The 20,441-nt window shown below is 68.9% G+C and carries 14 protein-coding genes, 1 tRNA gene and 1 pseudogene; 8 read left to right on the forward strand and 8 right to left on the reverse strand.

The annotated features are described in order from the left end of the window. On the reverse strand, positions 1-4,898 hold a 4,898-nt coding region (locus tag AB0E77_RS22730; protein WP_361573425.1), incomplete at its 3' end, for a type I polyketide synthase. 650 nt (positions 4,899-5,548) lie between these two features. Between AB0E77_RS22730 and AB0E77_RS22735 the strand changes: the two genes are divergently transcribed. Further along, positions 5,549-6,025, forward strand: a complete 477-nt coding sequence (locus tag AB0E77_RS22735; protein WP_361573427.1) for a hypothetical protein — start codon at positions 5,549-5,551, stop codon at positions 6,023-6,025. A 331-nt stretch (positions 6,026-6,356) separates the two neighbouring features. On the opposite strand, the gene AB0E77_RS22740 is transcribed toward AB0E77_RS22735, so the two are convergent. Then, positions 6,357-6,443: transfer RNA gene (locus AB0E77_RS22740), tRNA-Leu, on the reverse strand. A 513-nt stretch (positions 6,444-6,956) separates the two neighbouring features. Between AB0E77_RS22740 and AB0E77_RS22745 the strand changes: the two genes are divergently transcribed. From AB0E77_RS22745 to pknB, 6 genes are all read left to right on the forward strand, one after another. Continuing rightward, complete coding sequence (locus tag AB0E77_RS22745; protein ID WP_361573429.1) at positions 6,957-7,838, forward strand: DUF3662 and FHA domain-containing protein; 882 nt, start codon at positions 6,957-6,959, stop codon at positions 7,836-7,838. A 10-nt stretch (positions 7,839-7,848) separates the two neighbouring features. Further along, positions 7,849-8,361 carry an antibiotic biosynthesis regulator FhaB gene (gene fhaB, locus AB0E77_RS22750; RefSeq protein ID WP_361573431.1) on the forward strand — a complete coding sequence of 171 codons (513 nt, stop codon included), beginning with the start codon at positions 7,849-7,851 and terminating at the stop codon, positions 8,359-8,361. A gap of 141 nt (positions 8,362-8,502) precedes the next feature. Next, a complete protein-coding gene (locus AB0E77_RS22755) occupies positions 8,503-10,050 on the forward strand; it encodes a Stp1/IreP family PP2C-type Ser/Thr phosphatase (RefSeq protein ID WP_361573433.1) in 1,548 nt (515 codons plus the stop codon). A 27-nt stretch (positions 10,051-10,077) separates the two neighbouring features. Continuing rightward, positions 10,078-11,526 (forward strand): FtsW/RodA/SpoVE family cell cycle protein, encoded by a 1,449-nt coding sequence (locus tag AB0E77_RS22760; protein ID WP_361573435.1) that lies wholly within the window; start codon positions 10,078-10,080, stop codon positions 11,524-11,526. Next, the gene (locus AB0E77_RS22765) at positions 11,523-12,992 is read left to right on the forward strand and encodes a penicillin-binding protein 2 (protein ID WP_361573437.1); all 1,470 of its coding nucleotides are present in this window, start codon (positions 11,523-11,525) and stop codon (positions 12,990-12,992) included. The genes AB0E77_RS22760 and AB0E77_RS22765 overlap by 4 nt, the downstream gene beginning before the upstream one ends. Positions 12,993-13,182: 190 nt before the next feature. Continuing rightward, positions 13,183-15,186 (forward strand): Stk1 family PASTA domain-containing Ser/Thr kinase, encoded by a 2,004-nt coding sequence (gene pknB, locus AB0E77_RS22770; RefSeq protein WP_361573439.1) that lies wholly within the window; start codon positions 13,183-13,185, stop codon positions 15,184-15,186. 74 nt (positions 15,187-15,260) lie between these two features. Here pknB and AB0E77_RS22775 read toward each other — a convergent pair whose 3' ends face one another. From AB0E77_RS22775 to AB0E77_RS22795, 5 genes and pseudogenes are all read right to left on the reverse strand, one after another. Next, on the reverse strand, positions 15,261-16,028 hold the full coding sequence (locus AB0E77_RS22775; RefSeq protein WP_361573441.1) for a class E sortase: 768 nt from the start codon (positions 16,026-16,028) through the stop codon (positions 15,261-15,263). 13 nt (positions 16,029-16,041) lie between these two features. Further along, positions 16,042-17,154, reverse strand: coding sequence for a class E sortase (locus tag AB0E77_RS22780; protein ID WP_361573443.1), 1,113 nt, complete (start codon positions 17,152-17,154; stop codon positions 16,042-16,044). Continuing rightward, on the reverse strand, positions 17,151-17,789 hold the full coding sequence (locus tag AB0E77_RS22785; protein ID WP_361573445.1) for an aminodeoxychorismate/anthranilate synthase component II: 639 nt from the start codon (positions 17,787-17,789) through the stop codon (positions 17,151-17,153). The genes AB0E77_RS22780 and AB0E77_RS22785 overlap by 4 nt, the downstream gene beginning before the upstream one ends. Continuing rightward, positions 17,786-17,996 (reverse strand): annotated as a pseudogene (locus tag AB0E77_RS22790) (hypothetical protein). Before AB0E77_RS22790 ends, AB0E77_RS22785 begins: the two are co-directional and overlap by 4 nt. 33 nt (positions 17,997-18,029) lie before the next feature. Continuing rightward, positions 18,030-18,809, reverse strand: coding sequence for a DUF881 domain-containing protein (locus AB0E77_RS22795; RefSeq protein WP_361573447.1), 780 nt, complete (start codon positions 18,807-18,809; stop codon positions 18,030-18,032). A gap of 140 nt (positions 18,810-18,949) precedes the next feature. Here AB0E77_RS22795 and crgA point away from each other — a divergent pair, with 140 nt between their 5' ends. Continuing rightward, positions 18,950-19,204, forward strand: coding sequence for a cell division protein CrgA (crgA, locus tag AB0E77_RS22800; RefSeq protein WP_161163405.1), 255 nt, complete (start codon positions 18,950-18,952; stop codon positions 19,202-19,204). A gap of 235 nt (positions 19,205-19,439) precedes the next feature. Here crgA and AB0E77_RS22805 read toward each other — a convergent pair whose 3' ends face one another. Then, on the reverse strand, positions 19,440-20,351 hold the full coding sequence (locus AB0E77_RS22805) for a rhomboid family intramembrane serine protease (protein WP_361573449.1): 912 nt from the start codon (positions 20,349-20,351) through the stop codon (positions 19,440-19,442). Positions 20,352-20,441 lie beyond the last annotated feature (90 nt).

Below are 20,441 nucleotides of genomic sequence, written 5' to 3' on the forward strand. Positions count from 1 at the left end.
ACCCCGAGGGACTCCAGCAGCCGGAACAACGCCACCTCGACGGCGAACAACGCCGGCTGCGTGAACTCCGTACGATCCAGCAGCCCAGCCTCCGGTGAACCCTCCGCCGCGAACAGCAGGTCCTTCAGCGAACGATCCAGCAGACCATCAAGCCGGACGCATACCTCGTCCAAGGCCTCAGCGAACACCGGGTAGACAGCGGCCAACTCCGCGCCCATACCGGCCCGCTGAGCACCCTGCCCGGTGAACAAGAAGCCCGTCTTACCGAACACGGGCCGCCCCGTGACGACACCCGCAGCCGGCTGCCCACCAGCAAGAGCCGACAGCCCCGCCAGCAGACCATCCCGATCGCTGGCGGTCACCACCGCACGCTCGTCGAACTGCACCCTCGACATCACCGCCGAGAACGCCACATCCACCACATCCAGCCCCGCACGCGACAGCACATGCGACCGCAGCCGCTCCGCCTGCCCGAGCAGCGCAGCCCCGCTCTTACCCGACACCACCACCGGCACCACCGGAACCACCAGGTGCTCAGTGCCCGAGGGCTCTGGCAGGACAACGGGCTCCTCCTGCGGAGCCTCTTCCAGAATCAGGTGCGCGTTCGTCCCGCTGACGCCAAAGGAGGACACACCCGCACGGCGCGGCCGTTCCCCGTCAGCAGGCCACTGCACGGGATCGGTGAGCAGGGCGATGTCGCCTGCGGTCCAGTCGACGTGCGGCGAGGGCTCGTCCACGTTCAGCGTGCGCGGCAGCACCCCGTGCTGCATCGCCTTCACCATCTTGATCACACCCGCCACACCCGCCGCAGCAGACGTATGACCGATGTTCGACTTGATCGACCCCAGCCGCAGCGGACCATTCACCCGCTCCTGGCCATACGTCGCCAGCAGCGCCTGAGCCTCGATCGGGTCACCAAGCCGGGTCCCCGTGCCATGGCCTTCGACGGCATCCACGTCGGCGGGGCTCAGACCGGCATTCGCCAGCGCCTGGCGGATCACCCGCTCCTGCGACGGCCCGTTCGGCGCCGTCAGACCGTTGCTCGCACCGTCCTGATTGACCGCACTACCCCGCACCACCGCCAGCACCCGATGCCCGTTGCGCCGCGCATCCGACAGCCGCTCGACCACCAGCAGACCGAGCCCGTCCGAGAACCCGGTCCCATCCGCACCCGCCGCATACGACTTGCACCGCCCGTCCGGAGCAAGACCACGCTGCCGGCTGAACTCCTGCAACAGGAACGGCCCCGCCATCACCGTCACACCACCCACCAGGGCAAGCGAGCATTCCCCAGACCGCAGCGCCTGGGACGCCATGTGCACCGCGACCAGGGACGACGAGCACGCCGTATCCACCGTCACAGCCGGACCCTCGAACCCGAAGCTGTACGCGATACGCCCCGAGACGACACTCGACGTCGTCCCCGTCAACCGGAACCCCTCGGCCTCCGGGGGCATCGAGCCGCTGAAGTCAGGTGAAGTGCCGTAGTCCATCGGCATCACGCCGGCGAAGACCCCGGTGTCGCTGCCCCGCAGCGAGGCCGGGTCGATCCCGGCGTCCTCCAGGGCCTCCCACGCGGCCTCCAGCAGCAACCGCTGCTGCGGGTCCATCGCCGTCGCCTCACGCGGACTGATCCCGAAGAACCCGGCGTCGAACTCGCCGATGCCGTTCAGGAAGCTGCCGCTGCGCATATATATGGTGCCGACACGCTCGGGGTCGGGATCGTACAGGCGCTCCAGGTCCCAGCCCCGGTCGGTAGGCAGCCCCGAGACCGCATCGCGGCCCTCGGCCACCAGCCGCCACAGCTCCTCCGGCGACGTCGCCCCACCCGGATAACGGCACGCCATACCCACGATCGCCAACGGTTCATCGGCTTGGGCACGTTGTGACCTGGGTCCGAGCTCGGCCGCCGGGTCGGGCCCGTCGATCTCCGAGAGCAGCAGACGGGCGATCGCGGAGGAGGTGGGATGGTCGAAAACCAGGGAGGTAGGCAGGTGGAGACCCGTCGCCTCCATGAGCCGGTCACGCAGTTCCACTCCCGCCAGGGAGTCGAAACCGAGATCTTTGAAGACCCGGGAAGGGGCGATCCCCGTACCGGAAGGCTTACCGATCACCGCGGCCACCTGCGCGAGGACCAGGTCGAGCACGGCCTGCTCACGCTCGGCCTCCGGGACACCGTCCAGCCGCTGCACCAGCACACCGGCCAGGGGCTCGGGCCCCGTGGGTTCCGCCGGTCGCTCCCACGCGGCGGCGCCCGGATCAGCAGCCCCCTCGTTCTCGGGCAGCCAGTACCGCTGACGCTGGAAGGCGTAGGTCGGCAGTTCGACGCGCTGAGCACCCGTACCGGCGTAGAAGGCATCCCAGTCGACCGGAAGTCCGGCGATGTGGGCCTGTCCGACGAAGGTGGCGAATGCCTCCGCCTCCGGAACGCGAGCCTTCAGCACCGGAACGAACACCGCGCTCCGGCCGTCGAGGGAGTCCAGGGTTCGACGGGCCGCCGGGGTCAGCACCGCATCGGGACCGACCTCGACGAAGCGCGTGACGCCCTGCTCGGCGAGGGTGCGTACCCCGTCGGCGAAGCGGACTGCCTCACGGACGTGGGAAACCCAGTAACCCGGATCCGTCAGCTCACCGGACACCAACGTGCCCGTCACATTCGACACCACCGGAACCTGAGGAGCGTGGAACGTCAGACTCTGGGCGATGGCCTGGAACTCGTCCAGCATGGGTTCCATCAACGGCGAGTGGAAGGCATGGCTGACCTTCAACCGAGTCGTCTTACGACCGGCCTGCTGCCAGTACGGCAGCCACTCCTCCAACGCGGCCAGCTCACCCGAGACCACCACCGCCGTCGGACCGTTCACCGCACCGACCGACAAACGCCCCTCGAAACCGGCCAGAGACTCGGCCACCTCCGCCTCGGTCGCCTGCACCGCGACCATGCCACCACCGGCAGGCAGCGCACCCATCAGCCGGCCACGCGCGGCGACCAGCGTGCACGCGTCCTCCAAAGACAGCACACCCGCCACATGGGCACACGCCAGCTCACCCACCGAATGCCCCACGAGGACGTCCGGCCGCACCCCGAGGGACTCCAGCAGCCGGAACAACGCCACCTCGACGGCGAACAACGCCGGCTGCGTGAACTCCGTACGATCCAGCAGCCCAGCCTCCGGCGAACCCTCCGCCGCGAACAAAAGCTCCTTCAGCGAACGACCCAACAGGCCGTCCAACCGGACGCATACCTCGTCAAGGGCCTCAGCGAACACGGGATAGACGGCAGCCAGCTCTACGCCCATACCGGCCCTCTGAGCACCCTGCCCAGTGAACAAGAAACCCGTCTTACCGAACACGGGCCGCCCCGTGACGACACCCGCAGCCGGCTGCCCACCAGCAAGAGCCGACAGCCCCGCCAGCAGACCATCCCGATCGCTGGCGGTCACCACCGCACGCTCATCGAACTGCGCCCTCGACATCACCGCCGAGAACGCCACATCCACCACACCCAGCCCCGCACGCGACAGCACATGCGACCGCAGCCGCTCCGCCTGCCCGAGCAGCGCAGCCCCGCTCCTACCCGACACCACCACCGGCACCACCGGCGGAGTGACGCGTGGCTCAGGGCATGGCACGTCGGCAGCAGAGGGGGCGGCGGTGAGTACCACGTGGCAGCAGTTGCCGCCGATGCCCAGCGATGTCACTCCGGCCGTGAGGGGGCGGTCCGTGGTGGGCCACGGCTCGTTGTCCGTCACGACGCGAAGTCCCCACTCGTCCAGGGGGATCTGTGGGTTGGGGCGCTCGAAGTTGAGGCTGGGGACGAGTTCGCGTCGGTCGATGCAGAGGGCGGCCTTGATGAGGCCGGCGATGCCCGCGGCACCCTCCAGGTGACCGATGTTGGTCTTGACCGAGCCAACGGTGAGCGGGCTCGCGGCGGGGCGCGAGGAGGCGAACACGGACGCCAGTGCCCGGGCCTCGATCGGGTCGCCGACGCGGGTGCCCGTTCCGTGGAGTTCGACGTACTGCACCTGGGAAGGGTCGATCCGGGCGTCGGCAAGGGCCTCGTTGATGGTGCGTGTCTGCATGTCGGCGCTGGGGACCGTCAGTCCGCCGTCGCCGGAACCCGTCGCGGTGGCGCTGCCTTCGATCACGGCGTAGACGTGGTCGCCGTCGGCGAGGGCCCGGTCGAGTGGCTTGAGGACGACCAGGCCGCCGCCCTCGCCTCGGACGTAGCCGTTGGCCCGCTCGTCGAAGACGTAGGACTTGCCGTCCGGTGACAGTGCGCCGGCCGCCTCGACGACGGCGCTGCTGAGGGGCGAGACGTTGAGGTGGACGCCGCCGGCGAGTGCGACCTCGCTCTCGCCACGGCGCAGACTCTCGCACGCGAGGTGGACGGCGACGAGCGAGGACGACTGGCCGGTGTCGACCGTGATGCTGGGGCCGTCCAGGCGGAGCCGGTGGGAGATCCGGTTGGCGACGATCGCGCGTCCGACACCCGTCAGGGTGTGGCGGGTGATGCCCGGTGTGCCCGCCATGGCCACGAGATCCGCGTAGTCGGCGGCCATGACCCCGAGGAAGACGCCCATCCCGGTCGACGTGTGCGGCGGGAGAACGATCCCTGCGTCCTCCAGCCCTTGCCACGCCAGTTCGAGCGCGAGTCTCTGCTGGGGGTCCATGTAGGCAGCTTCACGGGGCGTGATGTCGAAGAATTCCGGATCGAACTCGTCGACGCCGGAGACGAAACCGCCCCGCGCCGGCCCGAAAGGACGATGGGCGGCACGGGGCCGGATCGCGTCGACGCCCCCGTGCAACAGGCCCCAGAGCTCATGAGGTCCGGTTGAATCCGGAAATCGGGCCGCAATTCCGATGATCGCAACCCGATGACGACGCACTTCAGTCATGACATTCCCCCGTGCCATTGACAGCCCCCGTTGGCCATGCACAACTCGCGATTTACCCGTACGCCGGGTCACGCGGTCACGGCTCGCAGGACGCTAGCAGACACGAGAACGGAAATCTCACTACGTGATCTCAATCACACTCATTTAAACTTGCCAGTAACCTTACGGCCGCGCTCACATTTCATCGTTCCAACCGGTTTGTTGGGCCCCGTCGACGCTTACACTTTGGCGTAAAACCAACGGAATTCCCGAGTGAATGCGCGTATCCGATCCTGGGCTCCGCGCGTCAGCCGCGCGGCACCGATCCCGCGCCCATGCTCGCGTCTGTCCAGGTCAACAGCTCACCTGCGCGTCGCGCTCACATCGGGCGCCCGTGCGACCCCGGAGCGCCGCCCGTCCCTCACACCGACAGCGACTTTCGGCCACCGGACAGTGACGGAACGTCTAGGGGATCAGGCCTCGGGAGCCGCCGATCCGCTCGGCGTCGCACGGCCTCCGCGGCGGGCGGCTCGTCTCCGGGAACGACTGGAGGGCCGCTGAGACACGGGGTGCGAGCCGACTTGCCGGCGGAACCGGCCTCGGCGGCGGACGATCCTCTGGGACCCTGTGCGGGCCCGACCCGACCGCGCCGCGGAGGACGAAGCACCCCTATGGAACCGACCGACCCCACGTCCGGACTCCCCTTCATCGACGAGCACCAGGTACGTGTCGCGGCATCCGTGCCGGGGACCTGGGACGCACTCATCGCCTGGATCGCCCGGACCCACCTGGGGGTCAGCAGCTCATTCGCGCATCTCGTGGGCACCGAGCCGCGTGGCGTCACCGGCACTCTGCCGCGGCAAGGCTCGACAATTCCCGGGTTCGCGGTGGCGGAAAGCCTGGAAGGGAAACGCCTCACCCTCGCGGGCAGGCATCGTTTCTCGCGCTACGCACTCGTTTTCTCGCTGGCGGACCACCCGGACGGAACACTTCTCAGCGCACGTTCACACGCTTTGTTCCCAAAATTGCCCGGCGCTCTTTACCGAGGGCTCGTCATCGGTTCCGGCGGGCACCGCATTCTCGTCCGCCGCATGCTCCGCGATATCGGCCGAAGCGCGGAACGCCGCTCATCCGGGCTTCGGAGATGAAAAGGGCCTCTCGTTCCGGCCGTGCGGATCACGATGCACTGGTCGCCCCGACCCGACCCAGGGAGCACCTGGGAAGCACCTGGGGGCACCTGGGGACAGGCGAAGACAGCCGGGGACAGGCGAAGACAGCCGGGGACAGCCGGGGACAGCCGGCGCGTTCCGGCGCGGCAGGCAGGTGGATCTCGCCCGCCACCCTACCCTGAGATATTCGTCACAGCCCATGCCCCGCAGGGCCACCCAGCCGAAGGTCTGGAGCACACCGCGGACCGCTCCCACCGCCCAGACAAAGAAGAACGAGCGGCATCGTGATCACGATGCCGCTCGTTCCCTCTGGTGCGCGAGGGGGGAGTTGAACCCCCACGCCCTTGCGGGCACTGGAACCTGAATCCAGCGCGTCTGCCTATTCCGCCACCCGCGCATTGGGTGTGTCCTCAGGCTCCGTTCCTTTCGGCCCGGCGCCTTCCGACACCCAGAACATTAGCACGCTGTGCGGGGTGGATTCACATCCCTTGTTCGCGGGTGAACGAACCCTGGCCGGCCGGCCCGGGCACTCGTACCGGCCCGTAGCCGTTCACGTATCAACCTCGTACCGGTCCCGCCCGTCTCCCCAGGAGCCGGTAGGGGTCCGCAGTCAGGTGCGGGACACTGGTCCACGGCCGCCTCTACGATCCTGGTGCAGGAGGACCTGCGGGAGCAGCTTCGAACAGCCGGAGGAGTTCGAAGAGGAGCTCCAGCGGGAACTCCGAGAGGCGTCGACACCCGTCGACGGGGCCGACAGGGGGAACCAGCCGATCGACCGGCGCGTGGATACGATCAGTAAGCAGTACCAGGTGGACAGTGCGCGAACACGCCGCACGAGAAGCGGCACGACGAGCACGACGAGCAGTACGCAAGGCAGTGGACAGGACGGCAGCGACGGAGGAGGTGCCCCATGGGAGTCCTGAAGAAGTTCGAGCAGCGTCTCGAAGGTCTGGTCAACGGCACCTTCGCGAAGGTGTTCAAGTCCGAGGTGCAGCCCGTGGAGATCGCGGGAGCGCTCCAGCGTGAATGCGACAACAACGCGACCATCTGGAACCGTGACCGCACCGTCGTACCCAATGACTTCATCGTCGAGCTGAGCACACCCGACTTCGAGCGCCTCAGCCCCTACTCCGGCCAGCTCGGCGACGAGCTCGCCGGCATGGTGCGCGACTACGCCAAGCAGCAGCGCTACACCTTCATGGGACCGATCAAGGTCCACCTGGAGAAGGCGGACGACCTCGACACCGGCCTGTACCGGGTCCGCAGCCGCACGCTCGCCTCCTCCAGCAACCAGCAGGGTGGCCCTGGCCCCGCGGGGCCCGCCGCGCCCCCCGCCCCGTCCGGACGCCCCGGCGCCCCGGGCGGCGGCTACGGCTACCCGCCCGCAGCAGGCCCCGCCGGCGCCCCGCCCATGCCGGCCGCGCCGCCGCCCGGCGCACGCCCCGGCGGCTACGGCTACCCGCAGCCCGCGGGCGGCCAGCACCCCCCGGCCGCACCCGCGCCCGGCACCCGCACCCGCCACTGGATCGAGATCAACGGCACCCGCCATCAGATCTCCCGCGCGACTCTCGTCCTCGGACGCAGCACCGAGGCCGACGTGCGGATCGACGACCCCGGCGTCTCCCGCCGGCACTGCGAGATCCGGACCGGAACGCCCTCGACGATCCAGGATCTCGGGTCCACCAACGGCATCGTGGTGGACGGGCAGCACACCACCCGCGCTACGCTCCGCGACGGCTCGCGGATCGTCGTGGGCAGCACCACCGTTATCTATAGGCAAGCCGAAGGGTGATCCGGGGGCAATGTCAGAGCTGACCCTCACGGTCATGCGGCTGGGTTTCCTGGCCGTACTGTGGCTGTTCGTGATCGTGGCCGTGCAGGTCATCCGCAGCGACCTGTTCGGTACGCGGGTCACCCAGCGCGGATCGCGGCGCGACTCCGCACGACCGCAGCAGGCCGCGCGCCAGGGCCAGGCGCCTCCACCGCAGCGCCAGCAGCCCAGCGGCCGGGGCCGCCGCAACGCGCCCACCAAACTCGTCGTGACGGAGGGCACCCTCACCGGCACCACCGTCGCCCTCCAGGGCCAGACCATCACTCTCGGCCGGGCCCACGACTCGACGATCGTGCTGGACGACGACTACGCCTCCAGCCGCCATGCCAGGATCTATCCGGACCAGAACGGCCAGTGGATCGTCGAGGACCTGGGCTCCACCAACGGCACCTACCTGGACCGGTCCCGGCTGACGTCCCCCACACCCATCGGCCCGGGGGCGCCGATCCGCATCGGCAAGACCGTCATCGAGCTGCGGAAGTAGTGCTACACCAATGAATGAGCGCGAGCGGAGCGAGCACGCAGCGGCGGCCGGCACCCCGGGCCACGGCGCGCTCCCGACCGGAGGGTGGGCAGTGTGGCTCGACACGACCGGCTGCAGTCGGAGCCGACGGGCGAGGTGCGCATGAGTCTGTCACTGCGCTTCGCCGCCGGATCGCACAAGGGCATGATCCGGGAGGGCAACGAGGACTCCGGCTACGCCGGCCCCCGCCTGCTCGCCATCGCCGACGGCATGGGCGGTCAGGCCGCCGGTGAGGTCGCCTCCTCCGAGGTGATCTCCACCATCGTCGCCCTCGACGACGACGTGCCCGGCTCGGACATCCTCACCTCGCTCGGCACCGCCGTGCAGCGCGCCAACGACCAGCTGCGGCACATGGTCGAGGAGGACCCCGCCCTCGAGGGCATGGGCACCACCCTCACCGCCCTGCTCTGGACCGGCCAGCGTCTCGGCCTCGTCCACGTCGGCGACTCCCGCGCCTACCTCCTGCGCGACGGCGTCCTCACCCAGATCACCCAGGACCACACCTGGGTGCAGCGCCTCGTCGACGAGGGACGCATCACCGAGGAGGAGGCCGGCACCCACCCGCAGCGCTCCCTGCTGATGCGCGCCCTCGGCAGCGGCGACCACGTCGAGCCCGACCTGTCCATCCGGGAGGTGAGGGCCGGCGACCGCTACCTCATCTGCTCCGACGGGCTCTCCGGCGTCGTCTCCCACCAGACCCTCGAGGACACCCTCGCCAGCTACCAGGGCCCCCAGGAGACCGTGCAGGAGCTGATCCAGCTCGCCCTGCGCGGCGGCGGCCCCGACAACATCACCGTCATCGTCGCGGACGTCCTCGACCTCGACACCGGCGACACCCTCGCCGGCCAGCTCTCCGACACCCCCGTGGTCGTCGGCGCCGTCGCGGAGAACCAGGCCCAGTTCGGCGACAACGGGATCATGCAGACCCCGGCCGGACGCGCCGCGGGCCTCGGCCGGCAGGGCGGCGGCCGGCACGGCGGGGGCGGCGAGTTCGGCCCGCCCGGCAGCGGCGACACCACCGGCTACGTCCCCGCGGGCAGCTTCGGCGACTACGACGAGGACGACTTCGTCAAACCCCGCAAGAACCGCAAGTGGCTCAAGCGGTCCTTCTACTCCGTGCTGGCCCTCGCCGTCGTCGGCGGCGGCCTCTACGGCGGCTGGCGCTGGACCCAGACCCAGTACTACGTGGGCATCAACAACGACCACGTCGCCCTCTACCGGGGCATCAGCCAGGACCTCGCCTGGGTCTCGCTCTCCAAGGTCCAGAAGGACCACCCCGAGATCGAACTCAAGTACCTGCCGCCCTACCAGCAGAAACTCGTCGAATCGACCATCGCCGAAGGCGATCTGAACGACGCCCGGGCGAAGATCGAAGAGCTGTCGGTCCAGGCCTCCGCCTGCAAGAAGCAGGCCGAACGGCGTGCCGCGGACAGCGAGAACGCCAAGTCGGGCGAAGGCGAGGCAGGGGGGACCACGGGAACCACACCCGCCTCCTTCACGTCCAAGGCCTCACCGAGCCCGAACCCGTCGGGATCGCCGAAGACGCCCGACGCGTCCCCGTCCCCGTCCACGACCGCACCCACTACCAGCCCCGGCCCCAGCCTCTCGGAGGAAGAGCAGAAGGTCGTCTCGCTGTGCGGTAAGCAGTAGGCAAGCCGTGAGAGGCCCTGTCACACGATGAGCAGTTCTACCAACTCGCCGACGCACCACACGTCCACGATCGGCTCGATCGGCGCGCCCAGCCGCCGCAACACCGAGCTGGCCCTGCTGGTGTTCGCCGTCGTCATCCCGGTCTTCGCCTACGCCAACGTGGGCCTGGCCCTCAACGACGAGGTCCCCGCGGGTCTGCTGAGCTACGGCCTCGGCCTCGGCCTGCTGGCCGGTGTCGGCCATCTGGTCGTCCGCAAGTTCGCGCCCTACGCCGACCCCCTGCTGCTGCCCCTGGCCACCCTGCTCAACGGCATCGGTCTGGTCGTCATCTGGCGCCTGGACCAGTCCGAGCGGCTCCAGGCGAGCAGAACGTTCGTCGAGGCGGCCCCCCGCCAGTTGCTGTATTCCGCACTCGGTGTCGCCCTGCTCGTGGCCGTCCTGGTCTTCCTCAAGGACCACCGAGCCCTGCAGCGCTACACCTACATCTCCATGGCCGGCGCGCTGGTCCTGCTGATCCTGCCGCTGGTCCCGGGGCTCGGCGCGAACGTCTACGGTGCCAAGATCTGGATCAAGATCCCCGGCCTGGGCACGCTCCAGCCCGGCGAATTCGCCAAGATCGTCCTCGCGGTGTTCTTCGCCGGCTATCTCATGGTCAAACGAGACGCCCTGGCGCTGGCCAGCCGCCGCTTCATGGGCTTGTACCTGCCGCGTGGCCGCGACCTCGGTCCGATCCTCGTCGTCTGGGCGATGTCGATCCTCATCCTCGTCTTCGAGACCGACCTCGGTACGTCGCTGCTGTTCTTCGGAATGTTCATCATCATGCTGTACGTCGCCACCGAGCGGACCAGCTGGATCGTCTTCGGTCTGCTGATGTCCGCGGTCGGCGCCGTCGGAGTGGCGAGCTTCGAGCCGCACATCCAGACGCGTGTGCAGGCCTGGCTCGACCCGATGCACGAATACGAGCTCTCCCGCGCCGGCGTCCAGGACGGCATCGTCCACTCCGAGCAGGCGATGCAGGCCCTCTGGGCGTTCGGCTCCGGCGGAACCCTCGGCACCGGGCTCGGCCAGGGCAACTCCGACCTCATCGGCTTCGCCGCCAACTCCGACTTCATCCTCGCCACCTTCGGCGAGGAACTCGGCCTGGCCGGTGTCATGGCGATCCTGCTGATGTACGCGCTGATCGTGGAACGCGGTGTCCGCACCGCCCTCGCCGCCCGCGACCCCTTCGGCAAGCTCCTCGCCATCGGCCTGTCCGGCGCCTTCGCCCTCCAGGTGTTCGTCGTCGCCGGCGGTGTGATGGGCCTCATCCCGCTCACCGGTATGACGATGCCCTTCCTGGCCTACGGAGGCTCCTCCGTCATCGCCAACTGGGCTCTGATCGGCATCCTGATCCGCATCAGCGACACGGCCCGCAGGCCCGCCCCCGCACCCGCCGCCAACCCCGACGCCGAGATGACCCAGGTGGTCCGACCGTGAACAAGCCCCTGCGCCGCATCGCGATCTTCTGTGGTCTCCTGGTCCTCACCCTGTTGATCCGCGACAACTGGATCCAGTACGTCAAGGCCGACGCACTGAGCAGCCAGGAGGAGAACCGCCGCGTCGCCATAGCGCGCTACGCCACCCCCCGCGGCGACATCATCGTCGACGGCAAGGCCATCACCGGGCACGCCACCACCGAGGGCGATTTCAAGTACAAGCGCACCTACAAGGACGGCGCCATGTGGGCGCCCGTCACCGGGTACGTCTCCCAGGCCTACGGCGCCACCCAGCTCGAGAACATCGACGACGGCATCCTCACCGGCAACGACGACCGGCTCTTCTTCCGCAACACCCTCGACATGATCACCGGCAAGAAGCGCGAGGGCGGCAACGTCGTCACCACGCTCAACACCGCCGCGCAGAAGGCCGCCTACGAGGGCCTGAAGAAGCAGGGCGGCAAGGGCGCCGTCGCCGCGATCGAGCCCTCCACCGGCAAGATCCTCGCCCTCGCCTCGTACCCCTCGTACGACCCCACCACCATCGCGGGCAGCAACAACGCGGCCGGCGAGGCGTGGAACAAGCTGCAGAAGAAGAACAACCCCGACGACCCCATGCTCAACCGCGCCCTGCGCGAGGTCTACCCGCCCGGCTCGACCTTCAAGGTCGTCACCGCCGCCGCGGCGCTGGAGCACGGGAAGTACACCTCGGCGGACGAGAAGACCGACTCGCCGCTGCCGTGGACCATGCCCGGCACCAGTCGTGAGCTGCCCAACGAGGGCGACCTCCCCTGCGAGGACGCCACCCTGCGCGAGGCCCTGCGCGTCTCCTGCAACACCGTCTTCGGCAAGATCGGCTACGACCTCGGCAACGACAAGATGCTCGAGACGGCCAAGAAGTTCGGCTTCACCGAGGAGCAGTTCGTCCCCGTCCGCTCCAGCGCCTCGGTCTTCTCCGACGACATGAACGACTCGCAGGTCGCGCTCTCCTCCATCGGCCAGTTCAACACCGCGGCCACCCCGCTCCAGATGGCCATGGTCACCTCGGCCATCGCCAACAACGGCACCCTGATGAAGCCGTACATGGTCGACGAGCTCCAGGCCCCGAACCTCGACACGATCGAGAAGACGGAGCCGCAGGAGATGAGCAAGCCGCTCTCCGCGGACAACGCCCAGATCCTGCAGTCGATGATGGAGACCGTCGTCTCGGACGGCACGGGAACCAAGGCACAGATCGAGGGCGTCACCGTGGGTGGCAAGACCGGTACCGCCCAGCACGGTGTCGAGAACAGCGAGAACCCGTACGCCTGGTTCATCTCGTACGCCAAGACCGACGGCGGCTCGCCGGTCGCCGTGGCCGTGGTGATCGAGGACGAGAACGCCAGCCGCGACGACATCTCCGGCGGCGGCCTCGCGGCGCCCATCGCGAAGAACGTGATGGAGGCCGTCATCAAGAGCAAGAAGTGATCAGGCACCGGAGGGAACGTGACTCCGCTCACGTCTCCTTCACATCGACGCACGTTGCGATACCGGTCCTGTATCGGGTACCGGGCTTCGCCAGGTCACACGGAGCGAGCCGGGTACGGTAGGCCGGACGGCAGCCTCCGACCGTACAAACATGCCGGTCGGGACCGACGGAGAGGGCTGGTAGGTAACCATGGAAGAGCCGCGTCGCCTCGGCGGCCGGTACGAGCTGGGCCAGGTGCTCGGCCGTGGTGGCATGGCGGAGGTCTACCTCGCGCACGACACCCGGCTCGGCCGCACCGTGGCGGTGAAGACGCTCCGCGCGGACCTCGCGCGCGACCCGTCCTTCCAGGCCCGGTTCCGCCGGGAGGCCCAGTCGGCCGCCTCGCTCAACCATCCCGCGATCGTGGCGGTCTACGACACGGGCGAGGACTACATCGACAACGTGTCGATCCCGTACATCGTCATGGAGTACGTCGACGGCTCCACGCTCCGTGAGCTCCTCCACTCCGGCCGCAAGCTGCTGCCCGAGCGGGCCATGGAGATGACGATCGGCATCCTCCAGGCCCTCGAGTACTCGCACCGCGCCGGCATCGTCCACCGTGACATCAAGCCGGCCAACGTGATGCTCACCCGCAACGGCCAGGTCAAGGTCATGGACTTCGGCATCGCCCGCGCCATGGGCGACTCCGGCATGACGATGACCCAGACCTCCGCCGTCATCGGCACCGCCCAGTACCTCTCCCCGGAGCAGGCCAAGGGCGAGCAGGTCGACGCGCGCTCCGACCTCTACTCCACCGGCTGCCTGCTCTACGAGCTGCTGACGGTCCGGCCGCCCTTCGTCGGCGACTCCCCGGTCGCGGTCGCCTACCAGCACGTCCGCGAGGAACCGCAGGCGCCCAGCGTGTTCGACCCCGAGATCACGCCCGAGATGGACGCCATCGTCCTGAAGGCCCTGGTCAAGGACCCCGACTACCGCTACCAGTCGGCCGACGAGATGCGCGCCGACATCGAGGCCTGCCTCGACGGCCAGCCGGTCGCCGCCACCGCCGCGATGGGCGTCATGGCGGCCGGCGGCTACGGCGGCTACCCCGACGACCAGCCGACCACCGCCCTGCGCTCGGACTCCGGCGCGGGCGCCGGCGCCACGACCATGCTGCCGCCGATGAACCCGGACGACGGCGGCTACGGCTACGACGACCGCCCCGGCCGGCGCCGACAGCAGCAGAAGAAGTCGCACACCTCCACGATCCTGCTGGTCCTGGCCGGCATCCTCGTCCTCGTCGGTGCCATCCTCATCGGCAAGTACGCCATCGGCGGCGGGGGCGTCGGCAACGACAACGTGCCGGTGCCGAACTTCGTGGGCCTCACCAAGCAGGAGGCCAGCAGCCAGGCGACCAACGCCGACCTGGAAGTGGCCTTCACCCAGAAGCCCTGCGAGGACCAGGCCAAGGACCACATCTGCTCGCAGGATCAGAAGCCGGACACCGAGGTCAAGAAGAACTCCACGATCAACCTCGTCGTCTCCACCGGCGCGCCCAAGGTCGAGGTCCCCGACGTCGAGGGCCAGACCTACGCCGACGCCGAGAAGGCCCTGACGGAGAAGGGCTTCGAGGTCGAGAAGGAGACCAAGGAGTCGACGGAGACGCCGGACACGGTGCTCTCCCAGGACCCCGAGGGCGGCACCTCGCGCGAGAAGGGCTCGACCGTCACACTCACCGTCGCCCGGGAGACCTCCCAGGTGACCGTGCCGAGCCTGCTGGGTCTGAGCCCGGAGGACGCCAAGAAGCGCCTGGAGGAGAAGGGCCTCGTCCTCGGCTCCCAGACGGAGGAGGAGTCCACGGCGCAGCCCGCGGGCACCATCTTCGAGCAGAGCTTCACGCCGGGCACCGACGTGGACCGCGGCAGCACGGTCACGGTGAAGATCGCCAAGGCTCCGGCGAAGACGAAGGTGCCCGCCATCGCCCCCGGTACGCCCCTGGGCCAGGCCAAGCAGACCCTCACCGCGGCCGGCTTCACCAACATTCAGGTGAGCGGCCCCCAGGACGACAACGCGCTGGTGGTGACGCAGAACCCGCCGGGTGACACCGAGGTCGACGACCCGGCCGCCACCCCGATCGTGCTGCAGACCGCCGGAGGCGGCGGTGGCGGCGACAACGGCGGCCTCTTCGGCGGCCTGGGCCGCAACGACGACTGACCCCGCCGAACGCACGGACGCACAGAGCCCCGGACCTCACCAGAGGTCCGGGGCTCTGTCGTAGCGCGGTCACATCACCGCAGTTCCTCCGGAGGAGTCCGGTCGCCGTTCACCTTCTCCGTGCGGACCAGCTCGCCCCACACCACGTACCGGTAGCGGCTGGTGTACACCGGTGTGCAGGTCGTCAGCGTGATGTAGTGGCCCGCCTTCGTCTTCCCGGACTCCTTGGGGACCGCGCCGAGCACCTTCACGTTGTACTTCGAGGTCTCCGGGAGGATGCCGTAGACCTTGTACACGTACCAGGTGTCCTTCGTCTCGAAGACGATCGGGTCACCCTTCTCGATCTTGTCGATGTTGTGGAACTTCGCCCCGTGCCCGTCCCGGTGGGCCGCCAGCGCGAAGTTGCCCTCCTTGCCCGACGTCGGGAGCTCCGACTTCACCGGGTCGGTGTAGTAGCCGGCCACGCCGTCGTTGAGGATCTTCATCGACGTGCCCTTCTCCACCAGGATGTCGCCCTTGCCCATCGCGGGCACGTGCAGGAAGCCGATGCCCGCCTTGGTGTCCAGCGCCCCCGGCCCGTCCGAACCGACCCGGTCCTGGGCCCAGTTGTCCCGGACCCTGTCGGCCTGCTTGTCGGCCGCGCGATCGGCGACGACGTTCGTCCACCACAGCGAGTAGACGACGAACAGGCCCAGCACCAGGCCCGCCGTGATGAGGAGTTCACCGAAGACGCTGACGACCAGGGCGATGCCCCGGCCGCGACGACGGCGGCGTGGCGCGGACGGCGGCCGGCCGGAGGCGTCGGTGTGCTCTTCGTGATCCGTGTCGGTGGTCGCTGCCACTGGTCATCTGCCCTTAATTGACGAGCGCATCCGGCTTGCCCTTGCTGCGCGGCCGTTCCTCGACCATCTTGCCCCAGACGATCATCCGGTACTTGCTGGTGAACTCCGGGGTGCACGTGGTCAGCGTGATGTAGCGTCCGGGACCCGTGAACCCGGACTGCCTGGGCACCGGATCGAGGACGCTGGTGTTGCTCGGCGGAGTCACCGGCAGGATCGACGACATCTTGTAGACGAAGTACTCGTCCTGCGTCTCCACGACGATCGGATCGCCCGGCTCCAGCTTGTTGATGTACCGGAAGGGCTCACCGTGCGTGTTGCGGTGCCCGGCCAGACCGAAGTTGCCGCTCTTCGCGTCCGGCATCGCCGTCTTGAGCGGGTCCTGCGCGTAGTGCCCCACCATGCCGCGGTCCAGCACCTTCTTGCTGCTGACCCCCTCGGCGATCGGCACCACCACGTCCAGCTTCGGGATGTGCAGGATGGCGAAGCCCTGGCCCGGCTCGAAGGTCCCCGGGTTCCGCTTTCCGCTCGCCCAGTCGTCCTGGAGGCTGCTCGCCGCCCTGTCGGCCTGCGCGTGCGCCCGTACGTTCGTCCACCACAGCTGGTAGGTGACGAACAGCAGCATCAGCACACCGGTCGTGATGAAGATTTCGCCCATCGCGCGGCTCACGAGCACCGCGGCGCTCGGCTTGCGCGCCCGGGCCTGCCGACGGGCCTCCACCCGCGACAGCGGGGCTTTCGGCGCCTCGGCGGACTCCTGGGCCTCCGCAGCCCGCGCGGCGCCCCCATGGCGCCCGTGGCGCCGTCTGGCGGCCTTCCTGCGGGCCGCACGGCCGCCGCCCGGCGGTCCGGCCGGGGCGGAAGACGGAGAGGCGGACGGCGGCGGATCCGGGACCCTCAGAGCCACCGTCTCGTCGTCGAGGACCGGCGCGTACGGCTCGTCGTACCGCTCGTCGTACCGCTCGTACGCCACCTCGCCCGAGGCGCCTTGCCCGTACCACCCGTCCCCGAACGCACCGTCCCCGAACGAGCCCGCCCCGAGCGCACCAGAACTCCCGTACGACTCCCCGTACGAGACGCCCTGATCCCCGGCCGCGCCGGACTCACGCTCGGGGCGCAGCGCGGTCACGCCGTGGCCCTGCCCACCACCGGGGCGAGCCCCGCCGACCTCGCCACCGCACCCTGGTCACCGCACTCCACCAGCCAGTTGGCCAGCATTCGGTGCCCGTGCTCGGTCAGCACCGACTCCGGATGGAACTGCACGCCCTCCACGGGCAGTTCCCGATGCCTCAGCCCCATCACGATCCCGTCGTGGGTGCGGGCCGTCACCTCCAGCTCGGCCGGCACCGTTCCCGGCTCGGCCGCCAGCGAGTGGTAGCGCGTCGCCGTGAAGGGCGAGGGAAGGCCCGCGAAGACACCCTGGCCCCCGTGCTCCACCGACGACGTCTTCCCGTGCAGCAACTCCGGTGCCCGGCCCACGACACCGCCGTACGCCACCTGCATCGACTGCATGCCCAGACAGACGCCGAAGACCGGCACGCCCGTCGCCGCGCAGTGCCGCACCATGTCGACGCACACCCCGGCCTGTTCCGGCGCGCCCGGACCCGGCGACAGCAGCACGCCGTCGAAACCGTCCTGGGCGTGCGCCGTGGACACCTCGTCGTTGCGCAGCACCTCGCACTCGGCACCCAGCTGGTACAGGTACTGGACCAGGTTGAAGACGAAGCTGTCGTAGTTGTCGACGACGAGGATGCGCGCACTCACTGGTTGTCCACCGTCACATCGTTGAAGGGAAGCAGCGGCTCGGCCCACGGGAAGACGTACTGGAACAGGACGTAGACCACGGCCATCACGAGTACGAGCGACAGCAGCGCCCTCACCCACACGTTCCCCGGCAGATGCCGCCAGATCCAGCCGTACATGCCGTCCCTTCCCGTCGTACCACGGCACCAGACTCACGCCGTACGGCACCAGACTAACGGCGCGGAGGCCTCGAGAACGGCGTCACTCCACAGGCTGCGCATAGTGCAGGTCGACGGCGCCCGAGTACCCCGGCAGCGTCACCGTGCCCTCCTCCTCGACCTTCCAGCCGAGCCCGTACACGTTGACGTACACCATGTAGTTCTGGATCGCCGGGGACTCGGCCAGCGCCTTCTTCAGCCGCTTCGGATCGCCGACCGCCTGGATCCTGTACGGCGGTGAGTAGACCCGGCCCTGGAGGATCAGGGTGTTGCCGACGCACCGCACCGCGCTGGTGGAGATCAGCCGCTGGTCCATCACCTTGATGCCCTCGGCACCGCCCTGCCACAGCGCGTTGACCACCGCCTGCAGGTCCTGCTGGTGGATCACCAGGTAGTCGGGCTGCGGCTCGGGATAGCCGGGAAGCTTCGCGGTGGCGTCCGGCGGGGCGTCGTCCAGCGTGACCGAGACCGCCTCGCCCTTCAGCTCCTGGGTGCCCGTCCTCTCCTCCAGCTCCGCGAGCTTGTCGTCCTCCGCCTTCGTACTGCCGTCGTCGCGCTCGGCGAGGCTTTCGATGTCGTCCCGCAGAGCCGCGTTGGACTCGTCCAGCTCACCGTTCTTACGGCTGCGTTCCTGGATGAGATCGGACAACTTCAGCAAAGAGGCGTCGGTACGGATATTGGTGCCCTTGGCGGTATCGAAGCTGGTGAAGAAAATGAGACCCGCGAGAGCGAAGACGGCCGCCGTGAGCACGCGTACCGGCCGGAATCGGCGCCTGCGGGCAGGGCTGGATCCCGTCCCGGGGGAGTCGGCAGAATTGCTCAACGTACCCTTATCTCCTTAAGCGCCACGGAAGCACTACGCTAACGGACGCCCGGGGGAGCGCTCAGGGTCCCCTTGTACGCCGTCCCGAGCCCGAACCGTTCCCTGCGCGGCCACGCAGCGCATCGACAGGAGAGACCCTCGTGCCGAAGTCACGTATCCGCAAGAAGGCCGACTACACGCCGCCTCCCGCCAAGCAGGCGACCGCCATCAAGCTGACCAGCCGCGGCTGGGTCGCACCGGTCATGCTGGCCATGTTCGTCATCGGCCTGGCCTGGATCGTGGTCTTCTACGTCACCGACGGGTCCCTTCCCATCGACGCTCTGGGCAACTGGAACATCGTCGTGGGATTCGGTTTCATCGCCGCCGGATTCGGTGTCTCCACGCAGTGGAAGTAGCTCTCCCCAGGGCTATCCACCGAGTTATCCACAGGCTGTCCACACGCTGGGGACAAAGAAACGACGATCTGTGGATAACCCATCGGGCATTGACGCCGGTGTGACGGAAGTACCACCAACCGAAAACATGTTCGCCCCCTGCCTGACCTGCGGAAACACGGTTCAGTGACAGGGGGCACACTTGTTCCCGCACGCTGTGCACAGGCCCTGCGACCGCCTGTGGACAACGGGCCGCTCAGGTGAGCTGGGCGGTTCTCAACAGGGTCAGGCCGACGACGACCACGAGGACCAGCGCGCAGGTCCCGTACTGCACGAGCGTCCGCCGTTCACGTGGGGCGTGGAGCATCGCGTATCCGATGGCGGCACCGGCGACGAGACCACCGATGTGGGCCTGCCAGGCGATATCGGGCCAGGTGAAGGTGAAGACGAGGTTGATCACCAGGAGGGCGACGACCGGCCGCATGTCGGCGTTGAGCCGTCGGACCAGGGCGGCGGTGGCCCCGAAGAGGCCGAAGATCGCGCCGGAGGCACCGAGCGAGGGCTGGTTCGGTTCGGCGATCAGGTAGGAAAGGGCGCTGCCGGCCAGTCCGGAGCAGAAGTAGAGGGCCAGGTAGCGGGCACGGCCCAGAGCCCCTTCGAGCGGGCCGCCGAGCCACCACAGGCTGAGCATGTTGAACAGGATGTGCATGTAGCTGCCGTGCAGGAACATCGCGGTCAGCAGCCGGTACCACTGGCCCTCTGCGACGCCCTCCACGGGGCCGGGGAACGAGACGTAGGCCCGGCCGAGCATCTGGAACTGGTTGGTGAAGCGGTCGCCGACGGAGAGCTGGACCAGGAAGAGGGCCAGGTTGACACCGATCAGCAGCTTGGTGACGAGCCGGGGGTCGGCGGCGATGCTGCCTCCGGCGAGGGTCCGAGGCCGAACGGCGGCGGGGCCGGGCCCCGTGCCGCCGGTGCCGCGGGCGCAGTCGGGGCAGTGGAAGCCGACGGACGCGTTGACCATGCACTCGGGGCAGATGGGGCGCTCGCAGCGGGTGCAGCGGATGCCGGTCTCGCGGTCGGGGTGGCGGTAGCAGCCGGGCAGGCTCGGGGAGGTCGGGGTGGTCTGGCCGTCCGGGCCCTGTGGGCCGTTGGGTGGCTGGTCCATGGGAATCCCCTCCCTTGTCCGTCCGTGTCCGAGGGGCACGCGGCCCCGCTCTTCCCTACGGACGAGCGGGGCATTTGGTTCCCTTGGGAC

The organism is Streptomyces sp. NPDC032940, from assembly GCF_040636935.1.
Lineage (GTDB): Bacteria > Actinomycetota > Actinomycetes > Streptomycetales > Streptomycetaceae > Streptomyces.